Source organism: Geodermatophilus sp. SYSU D00867 (assembly GCF_054050315.1).
Genome location: NZ_JBJGZC010000010.1, coordinates 124273 through 147611, shown reverse-complemented (window position 1 = coordinate 147611; position 23339 = coordinate 124273). Strand labels below are relative to the sequence as shown.

Below are 23339 nucleotides of genomic sequence, written 5' to 3'. Positions count from 1 at the left end.
CCCCGTCCCGAACGGAGCGCCCCCATGAGCAGCACCGTCGAGCCCGGCCTGACCGTGGGCCACACCGACAACTCGATCCTCATCCACGCCGACCTCGACCACGTCTGGTCGATGACCAACGACCTGCGGTCCTGGCCGGACCTGTTCACCGAGTACCGCAGCGTCGAGATCCTGGAGTCCACCGACACCTGGTTCCGGTTCCGGCTGACCATGCACCCGGACGAGTCCGGGCGGGTGTGGAGCTGGGTGTCCGAGCGGACCCTCGACCCGGCCACCTACGAGGTGCGCGCGCGCCGCGTGGAGCCCGGCCCGTTCGAGTTCATGGACATCCACTGGAGCTACACGGCCGAGGACGGCGGCACCCGGATGCGCTGGGTGCAGGACTTCCGGATGCGGCCGGAGGCACCGGTCGACACCGAGACGATGACCCGGCGGATCGACGCGAACAGCAAGGTCCAGATGGGGATCATCCGGGACAAGGTCGAGGCGGCCGCGACCCGGGGAGCGGTGGGGTGACCGCGCCGCGGGGTCCCGCGGTCGTCCTGCCCGGGGAGGAGGGCTCCCGCCCGGGCATGGTCGACCCGTGGCTGGCCGACCCGGTGGCCGCGGCCACCGTGTCCGAGGTCGACGCCGTCGTCGGCCGCGACGTCGCCGCCTGGTGGCGGGACCCCGCGACCGCCCCCGACCCCGTCGCGGCGCACCTCGAGGTCGTCGTGACTGGGGTGGCCGGCTTCCGCAGCCTGACCGCCCGCGGGCTGTTCCCGGCGGTCGTCGCCGGGCACGGCGTGGGCGAGTTCGCCGCCCTCGTCGCCGCCGGCGCCCTCGAGCTCGACCAGGTCGTCGAGCTGGTGCACTGGCGCGCCGAGCTGCTGTGCCTGGCACCCCGGCCCTCCTGCGCGGGCCTGGCCGCCGTCCTCGGCCCCGGCGCCGAGCAGGTGGCCCGCGCCGCCGTCGCGGCGGTCGGCGACGACGGCCCGCTGTGCGTCGCCGCCCTCGACGCCCCGCAGCGCACGGTGCTCTCCGGCGGCCGCACCGAGCTCGCCCGCGCGGCCGAGGTCGTCCGCGAGGCGGGCCTGGAACTGGTCCGGCTGCCCGGCCGGGCGCCGTGCCACGGGCCGCTGATGGAGCCGGTCGCCGCGCACCTGGCGACCGCGCTGGCCGACCTGGACTGGTCGGCCCCGCTGGTGCCCGTCGTCCCCAACGCCGACGGCGAGCCGACCCGTGACCCCGGTCGGCTGCGCTCGGCGCTGCGCCGCCACCTCACCGCACCGGTGCTCTGGGAGGCCACCTCCCGGGCGCTGGCCGGTGCCGGCGCGACGTCCGTCGTCGAGATCGGCGCCGTCCCGGTGCTCGGGCCGCTGGTCGCCCAGGTGCACCCGCACCTGCCCGTCCACCTGGCGGCGGGGCCGGGCACCCCCGTCCCCACCGCCGTCCCGGGTCCCGCGCTCGCGGGCTCGGTCCCCACCTGACCCGCTCCCGAGGAGAGACATGACGACGATCCAGCACGCGCCGGCCACCCCGACGCGCTGCGGCCCCACCGTCCACCGCGCCGACACCGCGCCCAACCGCCGCCGCGGCGGGGACATCCGGGTGCTGCTGTCCCCGGCCAGCGTCGGCTCGACCGCCGGCTTCATGGGCACGCTCACCCTCGAGCCCGGCGAGGTCGTGACCGAGCACTGGCACCCGTACTCGGAGGAGTTCCTCTACTGCCAGGAGGGCGACGTCCTGATCACCCTCGACGGCGAGGAGCGCCGCCTGGTCGGCGAGTCCGCCGTCCACATCCCGATCGGCGTGCGGCACCGGATCGTCAACGACACGGGCACGACGGCGACGTTCGTCTTCCTGTGCGGTCCGCTGGCCCCGCGGCCGGAGCTGGGCCACGTGGACACCGAGCTGCCCCCGGGCGTGCGGTGAGCACCGACCGGCGCCGGGTCGTCGTCACCGGGATCGGGGTGGTCGCCCCCGGGTCGATGGGCCGCGAGGGCTTCTGGGACATGCTCACCGAGGGGCGGACGGCGACCCGCCGGATCACCTTCTTCGACCCGTCCCGGTTCCGCTCCCAGGTGGCCGCCGAGGTGGACTTCGACGGCCGCAAGCTCGGCCTGACCGCCCACGAGGTGTACCGCAACGACCGCTTCGTCCAGATGGCGATGGTCGCCGCCGACGAGGCGGTCGCCGACAGCGGGCTGCGCTTCGGCGCCGACGACGGCCCGGACGGCGACCGCGTCGGCGTGACGCTGGGCAGCGCGGTCGGCGCGACGATGCGCCTGGAGCAGGAGTACGTGCAGGTCAGCGACTCGGGACGGCTGTGGGAGGTCGACCCGCGGTACGCCTCGCGGTTCCTCGCCTCCGCGCTGGTGCCGAGCTGCGGCGCCACCGAGCTCGCCGTCCGGTTCGGCGCGCACGGGCCGGCGACCGTCGTCTCCACCGGCTGCACGTCGGGCATCGACGCGGTCGGCTACGGCGCGCAGCTGGTCGAGGACGGCGACGCCGACGTCGTCATCGCGGGGGCCAGCGACGCCCCGATCTCGCCGATCTCGATGGCCTGCTTCGACACCATCCGGGCGACCACCGACAGCAACGACGACCCCGAGCACGCCTCCAAGCCCTTCGACGCCCGCCGCAACGGGTTCGTCATGGGCGAGGGCGCGGCGGTGCTCGTGCTCGAGGAGCTCGGGCACGCCCGCCGCCGCGGCGCGGAGGTGTACTGCGAGATCACCGGCTACGCCAACCGCTGCAACGCCTTCCACATGACCGGGCTCAAGCCCGACGGCACCGAGATGGCCGAGGCCATCACCCGGGCGCTGGACCAGGGCCGCATCGCCCCGGACGAGGTCGGCTACGTCAACGCGCACGGCTCGGGGACCAAGCAGAACGACCGGCACGAGACGGCGGCGGTCAAGAAGAGCCTCGGCGCCGCCGCCGGCAGCGTGGCGATGAGCTCGATCAAGTCGATGGTCGGGCACTCGCTGGGCGCGATCGGGTCCATCGAGATCGCCGCGACCGCGCTGGCGGTGCAGCGCGGCGTGCTCCCGCCCACGGCCAACTACGAGGTGCCCGACCCCGAGTGCGACCTCGACTACGTGCCGAAGGTGGCGCGGGAGCAGAAGGTCGACGTCGCCATCTCCGTGGGCAGCGGCTTCGGCGGGTTCCAGTCGGCGATCGTGCTGGCCGGCCCCACGCGGAGGGAGTCGTGACCGGGCTGCTCGTCACCGGGATCGGCGTCGTCGCCCCCACCGGGGTCGGCGTCGAGGAGCACTGGGCCTCGCTGGTCCGCGGGGAGCCGGCGATCCGGCCGCTGGAGGGCTTCGACGCCGCCCGCTACGGGGTCCCGCTGGCCGGGCAGGTGCGCGACTTCGTGCCCGCCGACCACGTCTCGCCGCAGCTGATGGTGCAGACCGACCGGTGGACGTGGATGTCGCTGGCGGCGGCCACCCTCGCGGCGCAGGACGCGGACTACACCGCCCCCGAGGACGACGTCTACGCCACGTCGGTGTTCCTGGCCTCGGGCTCGGGCGGCAACGAGTTCAGCCAGCACGAGATCCAGGGGCTGTGGGCCAAGGGCCCCCGGTCGGTGGGCGCCTACCAGTCGATCGCCTGGTTCTACGCGGCCTCCACCGGCCAGGTCTCCATCCGCGACGGCTTCAAGGGCCCCTCGGGCGTCGTCGTCACCGAGGGCGCGGGCGGGCTGGACAGCATCGGCTGGGCGCGGCGGGTGGTCCGCCGCGGCACCCCGGCGGTGCTGGTCGGCGGCACCGAGGCCGGGCTGTGCCCGTACGCGGTGCTGTGCCAGGCCACCGGCGGCCGGCTGTCGGGCGCCGGGCGCCCGGAGGACGCCTACAAGCCCTTCGACCGGCGGGCCAACGGGCACGTCGTCGGCGAGGGCGGGGCGATCCTGCTGCTGGAGGAGCCCGGCGCGGCCGCGGCCCGCGGCGCCCCGAAGGTGTGGGGCGAGGTCGCCGGCTACGGCGCCACCCACGACGCCCACCACCACGAGGACCCGGCGCCCGACGCGACGCAGTACGCCCGGGCGATCCGGCTGTCGCTGGCCGACGCCGGCGTCTCCCCGGACGAGGTCGACCTGGTGGTGGCCGACGGCGCCGGCGTCCCGGAGCTGGACCGGCTGGAGCTGGAGGCGATCGGCGCGGTGTTCGGCGGGCGGGCGGCCCCGGTGCCGGTGACCGCGCCGTCGTCGTGGACCGGCCGGCTCATGGCCGGCGGGTCGGCGCTGAACGTGGCGACGGCGCTGCTGGCGATGCGGGACGGGATCGTGCCCGGCACCGCCTTCCTCGACGACCCGGTCGAGACGCCGCCGGGGGTCGACCTGGTCCGCGCCGGCCGCGTGCAGGACCTGGCCACCGTGGTGGTCCTCGCCCGCGGCGCCGGCGGCTTCAACAGCAGCCTGGTGCTGCGCCGGCACCGCGCGGAGGAGGCCGCGTGACCGCCGCGGGAGAGCAGGCCGGCATCCGCACGATGCTGCGGATGCGGACGCGCGAGGGCTGCGAGGCCGCCTTCGAGGCGGCCTGGCGGCGGGCGGCCGCCGAGATCGCCCGGGTGCCGGGCAACCTGCGCCAGGAGCTGGTGCGCGACGCCGACGACCCGCGCACGTTCGTCATCACCAGCGACTGGACCGACCGCGCCAGCGTCGACGCGTTCGGCCGCAGCAGCGCCCGGGAGACGCTCACCGAGGCGCTGCGCGACCTGCGCGAGGACGCCGCCCGCAACACCTACGAGGTGCTGGCCGTCGTCCCCGGCGCGGGGCGGCCGGTGGAGGCCCCGGCATGACGGCACCGGGGACCGGGGGGAGGGCGGCCGCCCCCGGGGTGCGGACGGTCCTGCGGGTGCGCGCCCGGGAGGGCTGCGAGGACGCCTTCGCGGCGGCCTGGCAGCGGGCGGCGGCCGCGGTGGCCCGGGTGCCGGGCAACCTGCGCCAGGAGCTGGTGCGCGACGCCGACGACCCCCGCTGGTTCGGCTTCGTCAGCGACTGGACCGACCGGGCGGCGGCGGACGCCTTCGAGCGCAGCGCCGCGCGGGAGGACCTCACCGCGGCGCTGCGCGACCTGCGCGAGGACACCGCCCGCGAGACGTCCACGGTGCTGGCCGTGCGGCCGGCCGAGCCGCGCCGGCCGGTGCGCATCGACTTCTCCACCAGCGTCGCGCCCGGCGAGCAGGTGGCCTTCGAGCGCGCCTACACCACGGTCACCCAGCGGATCGGCGACTCGCGCGGCTACGTGCGCGAGGAGCTGCTGCGCGACGCGAGCGGGCTGCGCTACCACATCTTCGCCGAGTGGGAGTCCGAGGACGACTTCGTGCAGTGGGTCGAGGACCCCTCGCACATGGCGGCCGGCGCGCCGCTGGCCCGCTGGCACTCGGTGGAGTTCCGGCGCGAGGTGCTCCAGATCCGCCAGCGGACCGATCCGGACGCGGACTTCCCGCCGCTGCCCCCGCCCGGCGGGGACGTCGAGGTGGCGCGGGTGCGCGTCGACTCCGCCGTCGCCGTCGAGCCCTGGGAGCAGGAGGCCTTCGAGCTGGCCTACCTCGCCGCCGCGCAGCTGGCCCGCAGCGCCCCCGGCCACGCCCGCGAGGAGCTGCTGCGCGAGTCCGACGGCCGGCGCTACCACGTCGTCGCCGAGTGGGAGTCCGAGCAGCACTTCACCGACTGGGCGGCGGAGCCGGGCAACTGGGCCGCCGGGCCGCTGGGCCGCTGGCTGGCCCGCGGCGAGGACCGCCGGGTGTTCGCGCTGCGCGTGCGCCCGGAGCCGCCGTCGGCGACCCCCGTCCCCACCCCCGTCCCCGCCGCCGTCCCCGCTGCGGTCCCCGTGGCGCCGGAGCCGGACCTGGAGGCGGTGGCCGGGCCGCCGGTCACCACGGTGCCCAGCGCCAGCGTGCAAGAGTTCGTCGAGAAGCCCGACGACGAGCACGCGGCCGCCGCGGCGGCGCTGCCGGTGCCGGCCGACCTCGGGGACGCCTCGCGCACCCCCGGACGCGCGGTCGAGGTGCTCGTCGTCGGCGCCGGGCCGGCCGGTCTCACCCACGCCATCGAGCTGGCCCGCCGCGGCGTCGCCGTCCGGGTCGTGGACAAGCGCCCCGAGGCCTCCACCCAGGCGGACAAGGCGATCGGCATCCACTGCCGGACGATGGAGATCTGGGAGGACCAGGGCATCGTCACCGAGGCGATGGACGCCGGGATCTGGCTGCACGGCCAGACCGTGTTCGTCAACGGCGTGCAGACCCACCAGGTCGACTGGGCCGGCCTCGACGAGCTGCCCTACGCCCACCTCGGGCTGCCGCAGTACGAGACCGAGCGGCTCCTCGGCGCGCGGCTGACCTCCCTCGGGGTGGTCGTCGAGCGCGGCGTCGAGCTGGTGGCCTTCTCCCAGGACGACGAGGGCGTCACCGCGCGGCTGCGGCACGCCTCGGGCGAGGAGGAGACCACCCGGGCGCAGTACCTGGTCGGCTGCGACGGGGCGCACAGCGCCGTCCGCTCGGGGCTGGGGCTGGCCTTCGAGGGCGGGCTGTCGATGTTCCCGCAGCTGTTCATGCTCGGGGACGTCGACGTCGACTGGGACCTGCCCGCCGGGCACCTGGTGCGGTTCGTGCGCATCGAGAACGAGGACGACTTCACCGGCATGCTCGTCTGCGTCCCGCTCAAGGGCCGCAACCGCTACCGGATCGCCACCCTGGCCCCGCAGCGGTGGCAGGACGCGGTCGGCTCCGGCGTCGTCCCGCCCGGCTTCTGGCAGGAGTACGAGCCGCCGACGCTGGCCGACATGCAGGCCGCCATCGACGACCTGGGCCCGCCCGGGACGACGGCGAGCAACCTGCGCTGGTCGTCGATCTTCCGGATCAAGCACGGCATCGTCGACCGCTACCGCGAGGGGCGGGTCTTCGTCGCCGGCGACGCCGCGCACCTGCACCCGCCGGCCGGCGGGCAGGGCATGAACACCGGCATCCAGGACGCCTGGAACCTCGGCTGGAAGCTGGCCCTCGCCGTCCGCGGGCTGGCCGCGCCGGGGCTGCTCGACAGCTACGAGGGCGAGCGCCGTCCCGCCGGGAAGATGATCGTCGACAGGGCCGTGGCCATCGCGTTCACCGACGAGATGGACATGGAGGACGAGAAGGCGCAGTTCCTGCTCGAGATGCAGATGACCATGAACTACGCCGGCAGCCCGCTGGTGGGCGAGGCGGCCCCGGGCGGCTTCCCCGCCGGGCCCGAGCCCGGGCACCGCGCGCCGGACGTGCACGGGCTGCGGCGCTTCGGCGTCGCCCACCCGCTGCGGCTGTTCGACCTCACCCGCGGCACCCGCTCCACGCTGCTGCTGTCGGTCGACGCCGGCGCGTCGGAGGAGCAGGTGTCGGACCTGGAGAAGCTGGCCGTCGGCGTGCGGCAGCAGACCCGGGGCGAGGTGGGCGCCTACCTCGTGGCCGCTCCCGACGCCCGGGTGCCGTTCCTCGTCGACCTGCCCGTCGTCCGCGACGCCGAGGGCTCCTTCGCCGCCGCCTACGGCACCGCGGGCGCGGGGACGGCGGCCTACCTGGTCCGTCCCGACGGCCACGTCGGCTTCCGCTGCCGCCCGCTGGACGAGGCCGCCCTGCTCGACCACCTCGCCGGCGTCTTCGCCCCCTGACCGCCACCCCCAGGAGCCGACATGACCCAGACCGCGCAGCCCCGACCGGCCGCACCCCCGGACACCGCGCCCCCGGACGACGTCGTCCCGGGCCAGGAGATCTACACCCCGGAGTTCCGCGCCGACCCCTACCCGGTCTACGCCCGGCTGCGCGCCGAGCGCCCGGTGGTCAAGGTGCGCACCCCCCGCTTCGACTCGTTCCTGGTCACCCGGTACGCCGACGCCCGCCAGGCGCTGTCGGACCCGCGGCTGTCCAAGGACCTGTACCGGGCCGGCGACACCTACCTCGCGGTGTTCGGCGAGAAGGCCCGGCAGATCAACACCAACATGCTCAACTCCGACCCACCCGAGCACACCCGGCTGCGCCGCCTGGTGACCCAGGCGTTCACCCCGAAGCGGATCGAGGCGATGCGCCCGCGGGTCGAGCAGATCGTCGCCGGGCTGCTCGACCGGATCGCGCCGCGCGGGTCCACCGAGTTCGTCGACGAGTTCGCCCTGCGGCTGCCGCTGGCGGTCATCGGCGACCTGCTCGGCATCCCCGAGGCCGACCACGAGGAGATCCTCGCCGGCACGCAGGTGATCCGGACCGTGGGCACCGGCGGGCGGAGTCCGCAGGAGGACCGGGCGGCGATCGGCGCGGCCCAGGAGCGGCTGCACGCCTACTTCACCGGCCTGGTGGCGGCCAAACGCGCCCGGCCCGGCGACGACCTGGTCAGCGGTCTGATCGCCGCCCGCGACGGCGACGGCCGGCTATCCGAGGCGGAGCTGGTCTCCACCTGCTTCCTGCTGCTGTTCGCGGGCTACCAGACGACGTCGGACTTCCTCGGCAACGCCGTCGTCGCGCTGCTGACCCACCCCGAGGAGCTGGCCGCGCTGCTCGCCGACCTCGACCGGGTGCCCGACGCCGTGGAGGAGCTCCTGCGCTTCGACGGGTCGGTGCCGGTGTCGAGCTTCCGGTTCGCCACCGAGGACCTCGAGATCGGCGGCGTGACCATCCCGCAGGGCTCGATCGTGACCGTCGTCCTCAGCTCGGCCGACCACGACCCGGCGCTCACGGAGGACCCCGACCGCCTCGACCTGGGGCGCGGTCCCACCCAGCACCTGGCCTTCGGCCACGGCATCCACTACTGCCTGGGCACCGCGCTGGCCCGGCTGGAGGCGACGACGGCGTTGCGGCAGGTGCTGCTGCGGCTGCCCGACCTGCGCCTCGACGTCCCCGTGGAGGAGCTGCAGTGGCTGCCTGCCGCCTCGGCCTTCCGCGGTCTGCTCGCACTGCCGCTGCGCTTCACCCCCACACCCACCCCAGGAGGCACCCGATGACCCAGACCACGCCGCCGGCGACGCCCTCGGCAGACCCCGCCGCCGACGCCACCTCGACGCCCACGGAACCGCCGTGGGCGAACGACACGGTCGAGTTCGCGACCACGGCCACGGCCCCCGCGAGCTGGTCCTCCGGCTCCTGGCGGCCGTTCCGCAACGTCATCGTCTGCCGGATGGTCCCCGGCAGCGAGGACAAGGTGGGGCCGGTGTTCGCCTACTACGACCGGACGACCCGGCCGCAGGACCTCGGCGTCGTCGGGCGGATCCTGCTCTCGTACGAGGGCCTGTACCTGCACGTCATCGAGCGCAAGGAGGACCCGGAGGTCTCCGGCCAGCGCCGCGGTCTGCCGGCGTTCCAGCAGATCGCCGAGGTCATCGCGCCCTACGTGACGCCCTACCCCAGCTACTGGCAGAACCCGTCGCACTCGGTGGCCAAGCACTTCTACACCTGGCTGCCCGAGGGCGAGGTCTCCCCCGACCGGGAGATGACCGTGATCGTCCAGCGGATGCGGCCGGGCACCGAGGAGGACATCGCCCGCGTGTTCGCCGCGTCCGACGCGGGTGGGCTGCCGACGGAGACCGGCGTCACCGGTCGCTGGCTCTACTCGATGGAGGACGTCTTCGTGCACCTCCTGGAGCAGGACCGGGTCAAGGCCGCGGCCGTGCGGGAGAACCACGAGTCGATGCGGCCCGCCTTCGCCAAGGTCATGCAGGACCTCGCCCCCTACGTCAGCCCGTACCGCCCGGAGACGTGGCAGAGCCCGCGCGACTCGGTGGCCCGGGTGTTCCACCGCTGGACGGCACCGGACTGGGCGCCCGGGGACCCGGTGCCCACGCCGCGGGAGGGGACGGCGTGAGCCTGCGCGGGATCGCCACGCTCACCTACTGGGCCGAGGACGTGGCCGCGGCCGTCGCCTGGTACACGGAGCTGCTGGGCTCGGGGCCCCGCTTCACCCGGCCCGGCCCCAGCGGGCGGCCCAGCTACGCGACGTTCACCGTCGACGGGGGGACGTCGCTGGCGATCGCCGACCTCGCCTTCGCCCCGCCGGGCATGACGCCGGGCACCGGCGGCGCGGTCGGGTACTGGCGGGTCGACGACCTCGAGACCGTCCTCGACCGGCTCACCGCGATGGGCGCCAAGGAGTACATCCCGCTCACGCCGCACGGACCGATCGTCAGCGTGGCCGTCGTCGACCCGTTCGGCAACGTGCTCGGCATCAGCTCCGACCGGCACCCCGCCGCCGACTTCCCGTCCGGGGGTGCGCGGCGGCCCGGCTGACACCCGGCGCGAGCCGCACGGTCCGGGACCCCGGGTCCCCCTCCCAGGAGCGGAGGGGGACCCGGGGTCCCGGTCCGTGCGGCGTCTCAGCCGGCGCGCAGCGCCGGGTAGTCGGTGTAGCCCTCGGCGCCGGACGCGTAGAACAGGTGCGGCCGGATCTCGTTCTCCGGGTGCTCGCCGGCCCAGCGCTCGACCAGGTCGGGGTTGGCGATGACCGCCCGGCCCACGGCGACGACGTCGGCGTGGGCGGCCTCGATGAGCGCGAGCGCCTCCTCACGGGTGGTGACCGAACCGAAGCCGCTGTTGGCCATCAGGTGCCCGCCGAACCGGCTGCGCAGCTCCTGGACCAGGTCGCCGGCCGGCTCGCGGTGCAGCACGGAGAGGTAGGCCAGGCCCAGCGGGCGCAGCTGGTCGACCAGCGTGCCGTAGGTCGCGCGCACGTCCTCGCGGTCGGTCTCGAGGGCGTCCTGGATGTCGTGCTCCGGCGAGATGCGCAGCCCCACGCGGCCCGCGCCGATCGCCTCGGACACCGCGGTGACGACCTCCACCACCAGGCGGGCGCGGTTCTCCGGGGAGCCGCCGTACTCGTCGTCGCGGACGTTGGACGCCGGGGACAGGAACTCGTGCAGCAGGTAGCCGTTGGCGCCGTGGATCTCGACGCCGTCCAGGCCGGCCTCGACGGCGCGCTCGGCGGCGCGGACGAAGTCGCGGACGACCTGGCGCACCTCGTCGGTGGTCAGCGCGTGCGGCACCGGGTAGGGCTGCTTGCCCTTCTCGGTGTGCCCCTCGCCCTGGATGGCGATGGCGCTGGGGGCGACGACGCGGCGGCCGCCGTTGACGTCGGGGTGGGTCACGCGGCCGCCGTGCATCACCTGCACGACGATCCGGCCGCCGCGGGCGTGCACGGCGTCGGCGACGCGGCGCCAGCCGGCCACCTGCTCGTCGGTGACGATGCCGGGCTGGCCGACGAACGCCTGGCCCTCGTGGGTCGGGTAGGTGCCCTCGGTGACGATGAGGCCGATCGAGGCGCGCTGCGCGTAGTGCTCGACGACGAGGTCGCCGGGGACACCCTCCTTGCCGGATCGCATGCGGGTCAGCGGCGCCATGGCCACGCGGTTGGCGAGCTCGAGGTCGCCGAGCTTCACGGGAGAGAACAGGTCCACGGGTGTTCCGACACCCCGCGGGACCGGGCCATTCCGGGATGCGGGCGGCGTCACAGGCGGCGCTGTGCCCTCGGCCGGTGACCCGGCACGATGACGCCGTGTCCCTCCTGTCCGACGCCGTCGCGGGCTGGTCCCCGGGCCCGCTGACCGACGCCGCGCCGGTCCTGCCCGGACCCGCGGCCGCGTTCGCCGCCGTCCTCGACCGGCCCGCGCCGCCCCTCGCCGACGGCGACCCGCTGCCGCCGGGCTGGCACTGGTTCACCTTCCTCGACCGGCCGGCCACCGCCGACCTCGGCGACGACGGCCACCCCCGCGACGGGCACTTCCTCCCGCCGCTGCCGCACCGGCGCCGGATGATCGCCGGCGGGCGGATGGAGGTCGCCGCGCCGCTGCGGGTGGGCGCCGTCGTCGAGCGGACGTCGTCCCTGGCCCGGTGCGAGGTCAAGGCCGGCCGGAGCGGCGAGGTGCTGCTGGTCACCGTGCGCAGCGAGTACCGGGCGGACGGCGCGTTGCTGGTCACCGAGGAGCAGGACGTCGTCTACCGCTCCCAGGAGGCCGGCGCGTCCCCCGCCCCGGCGGGCGCCGGGTCGCCCGCCGTCGACGGCGACCACGTGGTCGAGGTGCTGCCCGACCCGCCGCTGCTGTTCCGGTTCAGCGCGCTGACCTACAACGCGCACCGCATCCACTACGACCAGCCCTACGCCACCGGCGTCGAGGGCCACCCCGGCCTCGTGGTGCACGGGCCGCTGCTCGCCCTGCTGCTGCTCGAGGTGCCGCGCCGGCACACCCCGGACCGGTCCGTCACGTCGTTCGGCCACCGGCTGACCCGGCCGGCGTACGCGGGCACGCCGGTGCGGGCGACCGGCCGGCTCGACGGCGACCGGTTCGCGCTCACCGCGGCGGCGGTGGGGCAGCCGGCGTCGGTCACCGGGACCGCGGTGCTCGCGGAGGCCCGCCGGTGACCGCGCTGAGCCCGGAGGAGCGGGACGTCGTCGCCACCGTGCGCGCCTTCGTCGACCGCGAGGTCCGGCCGGTGGCGCGCGAGCTGGAGCACGCGGACGAGTACCCGGAGGCCCTGATCGGGCGGATGAAGGAGCTCGGCGTCTTCGGCCTGGCGATCCCGGAGCCGTGGGGCGGGGCGCCGGTGTCGATGCCCTGCTACGCGCTGGTCACCGCGGAGCTCGCGCGCGGGTGGATGTCGCTTGCCGGGGCGATGGGCGGGCACACCGTCGTCGCCGGGCTGCTGCGGGCGTTCGGGACGCGGGAGCAGCAGGACCGCTGGCTGCCGCGGATGGCCACCGGCGAGGTGCGCGCGACGATGGCGCTCACCGAGCCCGGCGGCGGGTCGGACCTGCAGGCGATGCGCACCGTCGCGCGGCGGGACGGCGAGGGCTGGGTCGTCGACGGCGCGAAGACGTGGATCACCAACGCGCGCCGGTCGCAGCTGGTGGCGCTGCTGTGCAAGACCGACCCGCAGGCGCAGCCGCGGCACCGCGGGGTGTCGGTGCTGCTGGTCGAGCACGGTCCCGGCCTGACCGTGTCGCGGGACCTGCCCAAGCTCGGCTACAAGGGCGTGGAGAGCTGCGAGCTGGTCTTCGACGGGTACCGGGCACCGGCCGACGCCGTCCTCGGCGGGGTGGAGGGCCGCGGGTTCGCGCAGATGATGACCGGGCTGGAGACCGGCCGGATCCAGGTGGCGGCGCGGGCGCTCGGCGTCGGGCAGGCGGCCTTCGACGACGCACTGCGCTACGCCCAGGAGCGGGAGAGCTTCGGGCGCCCGATCTGGCGGCACCAGGCGGTGGGCAACCTGCTCGCCGACATGGCCACCTCGCTCACCGCCGCCCGCCAGCTGGTCCTGTACGCGGCCGAGCGCCACGAGTCGGGGCAGCGGTCGGACATGGAGGCCGGCATGGCCAAGCTGTTCGCGTCCGAGACGGCGATGAAGGTGGCGCTGGACGCCATCCGGGTGCACGGCGGGCACGGCTACTCCACGGAGTTCGACGTCGAGCGCTACTTCCGCGACGCCCCGCTCATGATCGTCGGCGAGGGCACCAACGAGATCCAGCGCGACGTCATCGCCCGCCAGCTCGTGGCCCGCGGCGGCCTGGACTGACGGCGCTCCCGCGGGACGCGAGCCGCGCCGCTCAGCGCGCGAGCAGGCGGCGGGTCTGGCGGGCCCGGGCGACCAGGGAGCCGTCGACGGCGCGCAGCTCGGCGTCGTCGACCGCGACGTCGGCGTCGGCCCAGGTGGTGACCTGGTCGATCCGCACCCACGCGCCGGTCCCCGGCGGCGGGCCGGCCAGGTGCGCGGCGAGCTCGACGGTCGGCATCACCGCCGGCGTGGTGCGGACGGCGAACAGCGACGGCGGCAGCGCGTCGAGCAGCACGCCGAGCTGGACCAGCGGCTCGAGGTCGCCGTCGATGCGCACCCACGCGGACAGCCGCGGCTCGGGCCCGCCGGCCAGCGGTCGGGAGGTGCCGAGCGCGCGGATCTCGGTGTGGTCGGCGATCGGCACGAACTCCCGCGGCAGCCGGAACGGGACGCCCTCGCGCACGGTCGGCCCGGGCGCCGGCGGGGCGCTCTCGGAGACCGGGGAGGCCGGGCGGGCCAGCGTGAGCACCTGGGCGACGGCGAGCACCCGGCCCCGCTGGCTCATCGTGGCCCGCACGCTGCCGGTGGTGCCGGTGCGGTCGGGGACGGCGTCGACCGCCGTCTCCACCCCCGGCTCCACCCCGGCGAGCAGGTGGGCGGTGACCGCCCGCGGCGCGGCGCCGGTGCGGTCCGCGGCGGCGGCCATCAGGTGCCCGGCCACCAGGCCGCCCTGCACGTGGGTGAACGACCGCCAGGACGGGTCGAAGACGAGCGGCGCCTCGAGAGCGACGACGGTCACGGGTCCCTCCTCCCGTCCCGGTTGGACTGTCCAACCGAGACGGGAGGACCGTACACCCGTGAGTACGGATGTCAAACCGTGGTGTCCGCGTCCTCCAGCGCGAAGGAGCCGGTGGCCACCTCGCCGGTGCGCCGGTGGGCGGTCATCACCGCGCCGGTCGAGGTGGTCGTCGAGGAGACCAGCTCCCAGGTGCGCGGCGCGGCGCCGCCCTCGAACAGCCGCTTGCCCGTGCCGAGGACCACCGGGAAGACGATGGTGCGCAGCTCGTCGACCAGGTCCTCCGCCAGCAGCGTCTGCACGAGCCCGATCGAGCCGTGCACCTGGAGCTCACCGCCGTCGGCGGCCTTGAGCTCCCGGACGGCGGCCGGCACGTCGGTGCCGAGCAGCCGGGCGGTGGACCACTCCAGCGAGGTCAGCGTCCGGGACGCGACGTGCTTGGTCTTCGTCTGCAGCGCCTGGGCCACCGGGTCACCGGTCGCGTCCACGTGCGGCCAGTGCGCGGCGAAGATCTCGTACGTCGTCCGGCCCAGGAGGAAGTCCTCGGCCGGACGGAACCAGGCGTCCATCTGCTCCCCCATCGCCTCGTCGGCGAAGGGCACCAGCCAGCCGCCGTAGGGGAAGCCGCCGGACGGGTCCTCCTGCGGCCCGCCGGGGGCCTGGGTGACGCCGTCGAGGGTCAGGAACGTGGTGACGGTGAGCGGGCGCATCGGTCTCTCCTCCGGGGTGGTGCGGTCGGAGGTGCAGACGGCGGGCGGCGCCGGGACTCATCGGTCCGGGTGAGTCCCGTCGGGCCCGCTCCAGTTGTGCACGACCGGCGCCGATGGGAGGTCGTCACCCCCACCGGACGAGGAGCACCCGATGACCCGTCAGCGCACCGACGCCGAGCAGCAGATCGCCGACCTGCTGCGGACGGCTCGCACGTCGCTGCACATGAGCGTGGCGTTCCTCAGCCGCCTGGACGGCACCACCCAGCACCTGGAGGTGGTCGACACCCGGGTGCCGGTGCTCGTGCGGGAGAAGGCGCAGATCGCCCAGGACACCTCGTTCTGCCAGGCGATCCTCGACGGGGAGCTGCCCGCCGTCATCGACGACGTGACGCGCTACCCGCTGGCGATGTCGCTGCCCTCGGCGCGCATCCCCCGCATCCGCAGCTACGTCTCGACGCCGGTCACGCTCTCCGACGGCAGCCTCTACGGCACCTTCTGCGCCTTCGGCTTCACCTCGGACAAGGAGCTCACCCGCCGCGACGAGGCGCTGATGCAGGTCCTCGCGTCGGCGGCGTCGGTGATCATCGAGCCCGAGGTCCGCGAGCGGCAGCGCCGCGACGACATCGACGGCCGGCTCGACCCGCTGGTCGCCGCGGGCGGCCCGGACGTCGTCCTGCAGCCGATCGTCGACCTGGTCACCGGCGCCCGCGTCGGCGCCGAGGCGCTCAGCCGCTTCCCCCGCGAGTGGGGCAAGGGGCCCGACGTCGTCTTCGAGGAGGCCCACAGCGTCGGCCGCGGCTCCGAGGTGGAGCTGCTCGCCCTCCGCGGCGCGGCCGCCCACCTGGACCGGGTCGGCGGCTACGTGGCGATGAACGTGTCCCCGCAGACCCTGCTCACCCCGGGGTTCGCCACGCTGCTCGGCGACCTGCCCCACGACCGCGTCCTGCTCGAGCTCTCCGAGCACGACCCGGTCGAGGACTACGACGCGCTCACCACCGCGCTGGTGCCCTTCCGCGCGGCCGGCATGCGGCTGGCCATCGACGACGTCGGCGCCGGCTTCTCCTCGCTCCGGCACATCGTGGTGACCGACCCCGACGTCATCAAGATGGACCGCAGCATCGTCAGCGGCCTGGACACCGACCCGGTGCTGTCCAAGCTGGTCGAGTCGCTGGTGACCTTCGGGCACGGCTGCGGCGTGACGGTGGTCGCCGAGGGCATCGAGACGGCGGAGGAGGCCGTCCGGCTGCGCGACCTGGGCGTCGACCTCGGCCAGGGCTGGTACTACGGCCGCCCCGGCCCGCCGGAGGCGCTGTCCCCGGTGGGCCCCGCCGTCCCCGCGCCCCGGGCCGCGGAGCACCAGCCCGCCTGACCCTCAGGCGCCGGGCGGCCGGCGCAGCGGGTGCGGCCGTCGAGCACGCCACCACCAAGGGCGCGGGCACCCCCGACGGGGGATGCGCGCGCGAGCAACCGGTCCCCCGAGCCGATGAAGAGGGGACAGAACCCTCCCGAGGAGATCGACCGTGCACGCATCCCGACGGCCGTCCCCGTCCGGCGGCACCCCGCGGACGGCGACGGTCTCCGTCACCCCCACCGCCCTCGACGGCCTGGCCCGCGCGGCCGTGCAGGCGACGGCGGCCCTCGTGCTCGTCTGCGACGGCGACGGGCGGGTCCTGCTGGCCAACCCCGCCTTCGAGCGCTTCACCGGCCGCAGCGCCGCCGAGCTGGTCGGCGTCCCGTTCTGGGAGGTGGTGACCCTCCCGGAGGAGGTCGAGCTGGCCCGCGCCGCGGTGGCGATGGTCCTGTCCGGCCGGCCGGCGATCCCCGGCGAGGTCGACTGGCGCACCGGCGACGGCCGGCAGCGCCGCGTCGAGCTGCAGACCAGCGTGCTGACCCGCGCCGACGGCACCCCCTACGCCGTCGCCTTCATCGGCATCGACGTCACCGCGCACCGCGAGCGGGAGGCGCAGGTGCGGCAGCAGGCGGTCACCGACCCGCTGACCGGCCTGGCCAACCGCAGCGCGCTGTTCGCCGTCCTCGCCGCCCGCCTGCACGTCGAGACCGGCGACGGGTGCAGCCTGGTCTTCTGCGACCTCGACGGCTTCAAGGCGGTCAACGACCGCTTCGGGCACGCGGCCGGTGACCGGCTGCTGGTCGCCGTCGCCGGGCGGCTGCGCGCGCTCGCCGGCCCGGACGACGTCGTCGCGCGCCTCGGCGGCGACGAGTTCGTCGTCGTCTCCCGGGGCATCGACCCCGGCGCGGCCGCCGCCCGGGCCCACCGGATCGAGGCGGCGGTGCGGGAGCCGTTCGACGTCGCCGACGGCGAGGTCCGGGTGGGCGTGAGCACCGGGACGGCGACCGGCGGCCCCGGCGACGACCCCGACACCGTCATGAACCGCGCCGACATGGCCATGTACGGCGTGAAGAGCGTCCGCCGCGGCCGGCGCTGACCTCCCGGCCGGGAACACCCCGTCCCGCGGCGGCGCTGTCGCCGGCATGCCCAAGACCTGGTTCATCACCGGCGCGTCCCGCGGCTTCGGCCGCGAGTGGGCGATCGCCGCCCTCGAGCGCGGCGACTCCGTCGCGGCCACCGCGCGGGACACCGCCGCCCTCGACGACCTCGTCGAGCGCTTCGGCGACGCCGTCCTGCCGCTGCGGCTCGACGTCACCGACCGCGAGGCCGGCGTCGCCGCCGTCCGGCAGGTCGCCGAGCGGTTCGGCCGCCTCGACGTCGTCGTGAACAACGCCGGCTACGGCCAGTTCGGGATGATCGAGGAGGTCTCCGAGGCCGAGGCCCGCGCCCAGTTCGAGACCAACCTGTTCGGCGCGCTGTGGATCACCCAGGCCGCGCTGCCGGTCATGCGGGCACAGGGCTCCGGGCACGTCCTGCAGGTCTCCTCGATCGGCGGCATCAGCGCCTTCCCGAACATCGGCGTCTACAACGCCTCCAAGTGGGCGCTCGAGGCGTTCAGCCAGTCGCTGGCCGCCGAGGTCGCCGACTTCGGGATCAGGGTGACGATCATCGAGCCGGGCGCCTACGGCACCGACTGGGGCGGCTCGTCGGCGAGGCACGCCGAGCCCCTCCCCGCCTACGACGCCTTCCGCGAGAAGGCCGCCGAGCAGCGGAGGGCCCGCGCCGGGAACCCGGGTGACCCCGTCGCCACCCGCGACGCCGTCCTGCAGCTCGTCGACGCCGACGAGCCGCCGCTGCGGGTGTTCCTCGGCGACGGCCCGCTCGCCATCGCCACCCGCGACTACGAGTCCCGGCTCGCCGAGTGGCGGCGCTGGGAGCCGCTGTCGGTCGCCGCGCACGGCCGGCGCGACTGACCTCCCCGGCCGGGGACGGACCGTCCGTCCCCGGCCGGCCCTAGGGTCCGCGGCGTGCCGACCGCGACCGCCGACGACGTCCTCGCGTACCGCGTCACCACCCAGCAGCTCGACCGCGACGCCGGGACGGCCGCCGACACCGCCGTCCTCGACCTCGGCGTCCAGGACACCGGGCCCGATGGCGGCCTGTGGGCGCTGGCGATCCGCGGCGTCGTGCCGGACGACGCGGAGCTGGCCACCGCGTGGACGCTGCGCGGCGCCCCGCACCTGTACCGCCGCGCCGACCTGCCCGCCGTCGCCGCGGTCACCGCGCCGTTCTCCGAGGCCGACGCCGCCAAGCGCGTCCACGACGCCGCGAGGCCGCTCAAGGCGGCCGGCATCCCCGTGCTCACCGCCCTGGACACCATCGCCGGGCGGATGCGCGAGATCGTGACCGCGCCGACGGTCAAGGGCGAGGTGTCGCGGGCGGTGTCCGACGCCCTGGCCCGCGACGGCGACCCCGGCCCCGGCCCCGGCCCCGGCCCCTACAACCGGTACTGCCGCCCCTGCGACGCGGTACACCTCTACGAGCAGCCGTTCCGCCTGGCCGCGCTGCGGGCCGGCCTGGAGCTGCAGCCGGGCACCTCCCCGCCGGTGCTGCAGCCGGTGCCCGGCCTCGCGCCGGAGGACACCGTCCCCGACCGGCTCGACGTCGTCCGCGCGTACCTGCACCTGCTCGGGCCGGCGACGCCGCAGCACGTGGCCGGCTACCTCGACGCGCCGGTCGAGGACGTGAAGGCGCACTGGCCGGACGACGTCGTCGAGGTGGAGGTGGACGGGCAGCGCCGCTGGCTGCCGGCCGACGACGCCGGCCGGCTGGGTGCGCCGACGCCCCGGGGCGTGCGCCTGCTCGGCCCCTTCGACCTGTTCCTGCAGGCCCGCGACCGCGGGACGCTGGTCCCCGACGCCGGCCACCGGAAGGCGATGTGGCCGGTGCTCGGCCGGCCCGGCGCGGTGCTCGCGGACGGCGGGATCGCCGGCGTCTGGCGGCCACGGACGGCCGGGAGGACGCTGACCGTCGCCGTCGAGCCGTGGACCCGCCTCTCCCCCGCCGCCCGGGCCGGGATCGAGGAGCAGGCGGAGCGGCTGGCCGCCTTCCGCGGCGTCCCGCTGAAGGCGGTGGAGACCGCCTGAGTCAGGCGGCGAGCAGGTCGTCGGCGGCGTCGCCGGCGGCGACCAGCCCCGCGTAGCGGCCACCGCGGGCCACGAGCTCCGCGTGCGTGCCGGACTCCACCACCCGGCCGGCCTCGAGGACGACGATCCGGTCGGCGTGCCGCACCGTGGACAGCCGGTGCGCGATCGTGATCGTCGTCCGGCCACGGCGCGCCTCGTCCAGCGCCGCCTGCACCGCCCGCTCGGTGGCGGTGTCCAGGGCGCTGGTGGCCTCGTCGAGCACCAGGACCCGCGGGTCGCGCAGCAGCGTGCGGGCGATGGCCAGCCGCTGCTTCTCCCCGCCGGAGAACCGGTGCCCGCGGGCGCCGACGACGGTGTCGTAGCCGTCGGGCAGCGCGGCGATCACGTCGTGCACCTGGGCGCGGCGGGCGGCGGCCTCGATCTCGGCGTCGGTCGCGGTGGGCCGGGCGTGCCGCAGGTTCTCCCGCACCGTGGCGTGCAGCAGGTACGTCTCCTGCGAGACGACGCCGACCACCTGCGCGAGCGTGGCCAGCCGCAGGTCGCGCAGGTCGACGCCGTCGATCGTCACGCGGCCGGCGGTCGGGTCGGCCAGCCGGGCGACCAGCGAGGCCATCGTCGACTTCCCCGAGCCGGTCTCGCCCACCAGCGCCAGCGTCGTGCCCGCGGGGACGGCGACGTCGACGCCGGCCAGCGCCGAGCGGGCGCCGTCGGGGTAGGTGAAGTCCACGCCCCCCCAGCGGACCTCGCCGCGCACCGCCGCCGGGTCCAGCTCGACCGGGGACGCCGGGTCGTCGATCTCCACCGGCAGGTCCAGGTACTCGAACACCCGGCTGAACAGCGCCATCGAGCTGGTGACCGAGACGCCGACGTCGAGCAGGCCCATGAGCGGGCGGAACAGCGTCCCCTGCAGCGCGGTGAAGGCGACCAGCGTGCCGATGGTCATGCCGCCCGAGGTCGCCGGCAGCCCGGCGAACAGGTAGACCAGCGCGGGGATCCCGGCGAACACGACGCTCATCGAGGCCATCCGCCAGCGGCCGGCCAGCTGCGAGCGCACCTCGAGGCCGACCAGGTCCGCCGACGTCGCGGCGAACCGGCGCGAGGCGGCGGGGCCGGCGCCGAGGGTCTTCCCCAGCAGCACGCCGCTCACGGACAGCCCCTCCTCGACCTGGCCGTGGAGGTCGGCGAGGTGCCGCTGTCGCTGGGCGGTGACCGCGCGGCGCATCCGCGCCACCTTGCGGGTCAGCGCGATCGCCGGCGGCAGCACGACCAGGGAGAGCAGGGACAGCCGCCAGGACAGCGCCACCATGGCGGCCACCGTGCCGACGACGGTGGTGGCGTTGGCCGCCAGCGACGTCGCCGTCGAGGTGACCACCGACTGCATGCCGCCGATGTCGTTCGTCAGCCGCGACTGCACCTCTCCCCCGCGGGTGCGGGTGAAGAAGCCCAGCGACTGGCGCTGCAGGTGGCTGAAGACGGCGGTGCGCAGGCCGTGCATGACCCGCTGCCCGACGGTCGTGGACAGCCACGTCTGCACGACGCCGAGGACGGCGGTCACCCCGGTGACGGCCACCATGCCGGCGACCGCCCGGACCAGCAGCCGCACGTCCTGCCGGGGCAGGGCCTCGTCGATGACCAGCCGGACGAGGAACGGCGTCGCCAGCGCGACGACCGAGGAGGCGACGATGAGCGCCACCACGGTCCCGACCTGCCAGCGGTACGGGCGGAACAGCGCCGCGACCCGGCGCAGCGAGACCGGCGCGCGCTCCAGCTGCGCCCGGTCCGCGGGGTCGACGGTCCGCCCGGACCCGCCCCTCCCGCGTCCACTCCCCGTCTCCTCGATGGTGACCACCTCCGTGGTTGCTGAGGCTACCTCACGTTCCGGTAACCACACTGTCATCGGTAGCATTCCCCCGTGGACGACGAGGGCGCAGAGCTCGGCGAGCTGGTGATGCGCGCCGCCCGCACCCAGCGCCGGCGCTGGCGGGACGTCCTGGCCCCGTGGGCGCTGTCCCCTCACCAGGCGCGGGCCCTGCGCGTGGTGGTCCTCCAGGAGGGCGTGCGGCTGTCCGACCTGGCCGAGGCGCTGCACATCGCGCCCCGCTCGGCGACCGAGGTGGCCGACGCCCTGCAGGAGCGGGGCCTGGTGGAGCGCACGCCGGACCCGACCGACCGCCGCGCCGTGCTGCTGCGGGCGACCGCCGACGGGCGCCGGGTGCAGGGCGAGGTGGACGCCGCCCGCCGCGCGGACACCCGTGAGCTGTTCGCCCGGCTGTCCGCCGCCGAGCGCGCGGAGCTGGCCCGCCTGCTGCGCGCCGTCGCGGAGTGAACGGTCCACCGCTCGACGGACCCCGCGGGGCGTCCGGCGGTGCCACGATCGGGCGCATGGGCGAGCCGGTGCGGGCCGAGGAACTGCGGGTCTCCGACGTCGAGCGGAGGGCGGTGCAGGACCGGCTGCACCGGGCGGTCGGCGCCGGCCAGCTCGACCTGCACGAGTTCGACGAGCGGGTGGCGGCGGTCTGGGCCGCCCGCACCCGCGGCGAGCTGGAGCGGACCACCCGCGACCTGCCCGAGCCGCCGTCCCCGCCGCCCCCGGCGCCGCGGCACCGGGTGTTCTCCGACACCGGCGGCGGGACGGCGATGCGGGTGCTCACCACCGTGTGGGCGGCCGCGGTGGCGGTGAACGTCGTCGTCTGGCTGCTGGTCTCCCTCGGCAACGGCGACCCCGCCTACCCGTGGTTCATCTGGTTCGCCCCGTCCGGCGCGGTCCTCGCCGTCCTCTACGCCACCGGGATCGGCCGGCCCAGGGGATAGGGCTCGTCCGGCCCCGTCCGGAGGCTCGCCGCGTGCCTGCGAGTGGCGGGAGGGACGGTGTCCCTCACCGCTCGGAGCGGCGGCGCTGGCGGGTCTTGGCGCCGTACATCGCGCGGTCGGCCCGGGCGATGACCTCGTCCGGCGCGGCGCCGGGCCGGCCCAGCGCCCCGCCGACGCTGACGCCGACCACCACCGGGCCGGCCGCGGTGGGCACCGGCGCGCCGACCCGCTCGCGCACCGCGGCGGCGAGGTCGTCGAGCGCGGTCTCGTCGCAGCCGGGGCGCAGGACCACGAACTCGTCCCCGCCGAACCGGGCGACGACCCCGTCGGGTCCGGCCTCCGCACACAGCCGGGCGGCGACCTCGACCAGCACCGCGTCGCCCACGGCGTGCCCGTGCACGTCGTTGACCACCTTGAACCCGTCGAGGTCGCAGAACAGGACCCCGCAGTCGCGGTCGGCCGCCGGCTCCAGGCGGGCGGTCAGCTCCTCGAAGAACGCGCCCCGGTTGAGGATCCCGGTGAGCCGGTCGGTGCGCGCCCGCTCCGACAGCACCGCCTCCCGCCGCCGCTGGTCGGTCACGTCGATGCCGACGCACGCGACCGCGTAGGGGCGGCCGTCGGCGCCGGTGAGCACGTTGTTCTGCATCGAGATCAGGCGGCGGGTGCCGTCGGCGGTCAGCCAGTCGCCCTCCTGCGGGAACGCCCGGCCGGTGGCGACGGCCCGCCCGACGGCGTCCACGGCCAGGGCGCGGTGCTCCGGCACCACCCACACGTCGGCGAACGAGCGTCCCACCAGCTCGTCGAGGGTCCGCCCGGTGAACCGCTGCAGCGCCGGGTTGGCGAGCAGGATGCGGCCCTCCCCGTCCACGACGCAGACGAGGGCGTCGGTGCCCTCCACGAACTCGTGCGCCAGCCGGGCGTCCACCCGGTCGCTACCGGACCCCGGAGGAGCCGTCCCCGCAGCCGCCGTGCACCCCGGGCCCCTCCCTCCCCGCGCCGGCGGGACCGGGCGCCCCGCACAGGCGATCACAACACGACCTGCC

At 75.8% G+C, this 23339-nt stretch carries 23 protein-coding genes; 18 read left to right on the top strand and 5 right to left on the bottom strand.

Going from position 1 to position 23339, the window contains the following annotated elements; all coding sequences use genetic code 11:
• Positions 1–24 precede the first annotated feature (24 nt).
• The 10 genes from ACI8AK_RS11695 to ACI8AK_RS11650 are packed head-to-tail and all read left to right on the top strand — an operon-like array spanning position 25 to position 10227.
• Positions 25–516 (top strand): SRPBCC family protein, encoded by a 492-nt coding sequence (locus tag ACI8AK_RS11695; RefSeq protein WP_456956353.1) that lies wholly within the window; start codon positions 25–27, stop codon positions 514–516.
• Positions 513–1469 carry an ACP S-malonyltransferase gene (locus tag ACI8AK_RS11690; RefSeq protein ID WP_387991147.1) on the top strand — a complete coding sequence of 319 codons (957 nt, stop codon included), beginning with the start codon at positions 513–515 and terminating at the stop codon, positions 1467–1469. The genes ACI8AK_RS11695 and ACI8AK_RS11690 overlap by 4 nt, the downstream gene beginning before the upstream one ends.
• Positions 1470–1488: 19 nt before the next feature.
• Positions 1489–1914 carry a cupin domain-containing protein gene (locus ACI8AK_RS11685; RefSeq protein WP_456902054.1) on the top strand — a complete coding sequence of 142 codons (426 nt, stop codon included), beginning with the start codon at positions 1489–1491 and terminating at the stop codon, positions 1912–1914.
• Positions 1911–3197, top strand: a complete 1287-nt coding sequence (locus tag ACI8AK_RS11680) for a beta-ketoacyl-[acyl-carrier-protein] synthase family protein (RefSeq protein WP_456956351.1) — start codon at positions 1911–1913, stop codon at positions 3195–3197. Before ACI8AK_RS11685 ends, ACI8AK_RS11680 begins: the two co-directional genes overlap by 4 nt.
• Positions 3194–4441, top strand: a complete 1248-nt coding sequence (locus tag ACI8AK_RS11675) for a beta-ketoacyl synthase N-terminal-like domain-containing protein (RefSeq protein WP_387991156.1) — start codon at positions 3194–3196, stop codon at positions 4439–4441. Before ACI8AK_RS11680 ends, ACI8AK_RS11675 begins: the two co-directional genes overlap by 4 nt.
• Positions 4438–4785 carry a putative quinol monooxygenase gene (locus ACI8AK_RS11670; protein ID WP_456950018.1) on the top strand — a complete coding sequence of 116 codons (348 nt, stop codon included), beginning with the start codon at positions 4438–4440 and terminating at the stop codon, positions 4783–4785. The genes ACI8AK_RS11675 and ACI8AK_RS11670 overlap by 4 nt, the downstream gene beginning before the upstream one ends.
• Positions 4782–7628 (top strand): FAD-dependent monooxygenase, encoded by a 2847-nt coding sequence (locus ACI8AK_RS11665; RefSeq protein WP_456956349.1) that lies wholly within the window; start codon positions 4782–4784, stop codon positions 7626–7628. The genes ACI8AK_RS11670 and ACI8AK_RS11665 overlap by 4 nt, the downstream gene beginning before the upstream one ends.
• Before the next feature lie 21 nt (positions 7629–7649).
• The gene (locus tag ACI8AK_RS11660; protein ID WP_387991163.1) at positions 7650–8948 is read left to right on the top strand and encodes a cytochrome P450 family protein; all 1299 of its coding nucleotides are present in this window, start codon (positions 7650–7652) and stop codon (positions 8946–8948) included.
• The gene (locus ACI8AK_RS11655) at positions 8945–9805 is read left to right on the top strand and encodes a TcmI family type II polyketide cyclase (RefSeq protein WP_387991166.1); all 861 of its coding nucleotides are present in this window, start codon (positions 8945–8947) and stop codon (positions 9803–9805) included. Before ACI8AK_RS11660 ends, ACI8AK_RS11655 begins: the two co-directional genes overlap by 4 nt.
• Positions 9802–10227, top strand: a complete 426-nt coding sequence (locus tag ACI8AK_RS11650; protein WP_456956348.1) for a VOC family protein — start codon at positions 9802–9804, stop codon at positions 10225–10227. The genes ACI8AK_RS11655 and ACI8AK_RS11650 overlap by 4 nt, the downstream gene beginning before the upstream one ends.
• An 86-nt stretch (positions 10228–10313) precedes the next feature.
• Here ACI8AK_RS11650 and ACI8AK_RS11645 read toward each other — a convergent pair whose 3' ends face one another.
• On the bottom strand, positions 10314–11390 hold the full coding sequence (locus ACI8AK_RS11645) for an alkene reductase (protein WP_387991171.1): 1077 nt from the start codon (positions 11388–11390) through the stop codon (positions 10314–10316).
• A 98-nt stretch (positions 11391–11488) separates the two neighbouring features.
• Here ACI8AK_RS11645 and ACI8AK_RS11640 point away from each other — a divergent pair, with 98 nt between their 5' ends.
• On the top strand, positions 11489–12352 hold the full coding sequence (locus tag ACI8AK_RS11640; RefSeq protein WP_387991173.1) for a hypothetical protein: 864 nt from the start codon (positions 11489–11491) through the stop codon (positions 12350–12352).
• Entirely contained in the window at positions 12349–13503 is a 1155-nt protein-coding gene (locus tag ACI8AK_RS11635) for an acyl-CoA dehydrogenase family protein (protein ID WP_387991176.1), read from the top strand. The genes ACI8AK_RS11640 and ACI8AK_RS11635 overlap by 4 nt, the downstream gene beginning before the upstream one ends.
• 31 nt (positions 13504–13534) lie before the next feature.
• On the opposite strand, the gene ACI8AK_RS11630 is transcribed toward ACI8AK_RS11635, so the two are convergent.
• Together ACI8AK_RS11630 and ACI8AK_RS11625 are read right to left on the bottom strand one after the other, a co-directional pair.
• A complete protein-coding gene (locus tag ACI8AK_RS11630; RefSeq protein ID WP_456956347.1) occupies positions 13535–14281 on the bottom strand; it encodes a thioesterase family protein in 747 nt (248 codons plus the stop codon).
• 71 nt (positions 14282–14352) lie between these two features.
• Positions 14353–14988, bottom strand: a complete 636-nt coding sequence (locus ACI8AK_RS11625) for a dihydrofolate reductase family protein (protein WP_387991182.1) — start codon at positions 14986–14988, stop codon at positions 14353–14355.
• Between the two features lie 151 nt (positions 14989–15139).
• On the opposite strand from ACI8AK_RS11625, the gene ACI8AK_RS11620 reads away from it, so the two are divergent.
• From ACI8AK_RS11620 to ACI8AK_RS11605, 4 genes are all read left to right on the top strand, one after another.
• Positions 15140–16357 carry an EAL domain-containing protein gene (locus ACI8AK_RS11620; RefSeq protein WP_387991184.1) on the top strand — a complete coding sequence of 406 codons (1218 nt, stop codon included), beginning with the start codon at positions 15140–15142 and terminating at the stop codon, positions 16355–16357.
• A 151-nt stretch (positions 16358–16508) separates the two neighbouring features.
• Complete coding sequence (locus ACI8AK_RS11615; RefSeq protein WP_387991187.1) at positions 16509–17435, top strand: diguanylate cyclase domain-containing protein; 927 nt, start codon at positions 16509–16511, stop codon at positions 17433–17435.
• A 46-nt stretch (positions 17436–17481) separates the two neighbouring features.
• Positions 17482–18312 (top strand): SDR family oxidoreductase, encoded by an 831-nt coding sequence (locus tag ACI8AK_RS11610; protein WP_387991190.1) that lies wholly within the window; start codon positions 17482–17484, stop codon positions 18310–18312.
• A gap of 54 nt (positions 18313–18366) precedes the next feature.
• A complete protein-coding gene (locus ACI8AK_RS11605; RefSeq protein ID WP_456956345.1) occupies positions 18367–19485 on the top strand; it encodes a winged helix DNA-binding domain-containing protein in 1119 nt (372 codons plus the stop codon).
• 1 nt (position 19486) lies between these two features.
• Here ACI8AK_RS11605 and ACI8AK_RS11600 read toward each other — a convergent pair whose 3' ends face one another.
• Positions 19487–21334 carry an ABC transporter ATP-binding protein gene (locus ACI8AK_RS11600; RefSeq protein ID WP_456956343.1) on the bottom strand — a complete coding sequence of 616 codons (1848 nt, stop codon included), beginning with the start codon at positions 21332–21334 and terminating at the stop codon, positions 19487–19489.
• 63 nt (positions 21335–21397) lie between these two features.
• Between ACI8AK_RS11600 and ACI8AK_RS11595 the strand changes: the two genes are divergently transcribed.
• Positions 21398–21811: a MarR family winged helix-turn-helix transcriptional regulator gene (locus ACI8AK_RS11595; RefSeq protein ID WP_456956342.1), complete on the top strand. Its 414-nt coding sequence runs from the start codon at positions 21398–21400 to the stop codon at positions 21809–21811.
• A 56-nt stretch (positions 21812–21867) separates the two neighbouring features.
• Entirely contained in the window at positions 21868–22296 is a 429-nt protein-coding gene (locus tag ACI8AK_RS11590) for a DUF1707 SHOCT-like domain-containing protein (protein WP_387991202.1), read from the top strand.
• A gap of 64 nt (positions 22297–22360) precedes the next feature.
• Here the strand turns inward: ACI8AK_RS11590 and ACI8AK_RS11585 are convergent, their stop codons facing one another.
• Complete coding sequence (locus tag ACI8AK_RS11585; RefSeq protein WP_387991205.1) at positions 22361–23221, bottom strand: GGDEF domain-containing protein; 861 nt, start codon at positions 23219–23221, stop codon at positions 22361–22363.
• Positions 23222–23339: the final 118 nt, after the last annotated feature.

What these genes read in the sequence shown, in the direction of transcription:
- ACI8AK_RS11660 (WP_387991163.1), top strand. Translation starts at nt 7,650, where the DNA reads ATGACCCAGACCGCGCAGCCCCGACCGGCCGCACCCCCGGACACCGCG.
- ACI8AK_RS11610 (WP_387991190.1), top strand. Translation starts at nt 17,482, where the DNA reads ATGCCCAAGACCTGGTTCATCACCGGCGCGTCCCGCGGCTTCGGCCGC.
- ACI8AK_RS11695 (WP_456956353.1), top strand. Translation starts at nt 25, where the DNA reads ATGAGCAGCACCGTCGAGCCCGGCCTGACCGTGGGCCACACCGACAAC.
- ACI8AK_RS11665 (WP_456956349.1), top strand. Translation starts at nt 4,782, where the DNA reads ATGACGGCACCGGGGACCGGGGGGAGGGCGGCCGCCCCCGGGGTGCGG.
- ACI8AK_RS11620 (WP_387991184.1), top strand. Translation starts at nt 15,140, where the DNA reads ATGACCCGTCAGCGCACCGACGCCGAGCAGCAGATCGCCGACCTGCTG.
- ACI8AK_RS11590 (WP_387991202.1), top strand. Translation starts at nt 21,868, where the DNA reads ATGGGCGAGCCGGTGCGGGCCGAGGAACTGCGGGTCTCCGACGTCGAG.
- ACI8AK_RS11685 (WP_456902054.1), top strand. Translation starts at nt 1,489, where the DNA reads ATGACGACGATCCAGCACGCGCCGGCCACCCCGACGCGCTGCGGCCCC.
- ACI8AK_RS11625 (WP_387991182.1), bottom strand. Translation starts at nt 14,988, where the DNA reads ATGCGCCCGCTCACCGTCACCACGTTCCTGACCCTCGACGGCGTCACC.
- ACI8AK_RS11655 (WP_387991166.1), top strand. Translation starts at nt 8,945, where the DNA reads ATGACCCAGACCACGCCGCCGGCGACGCCCTCGGCAGACCCCGCCGCC.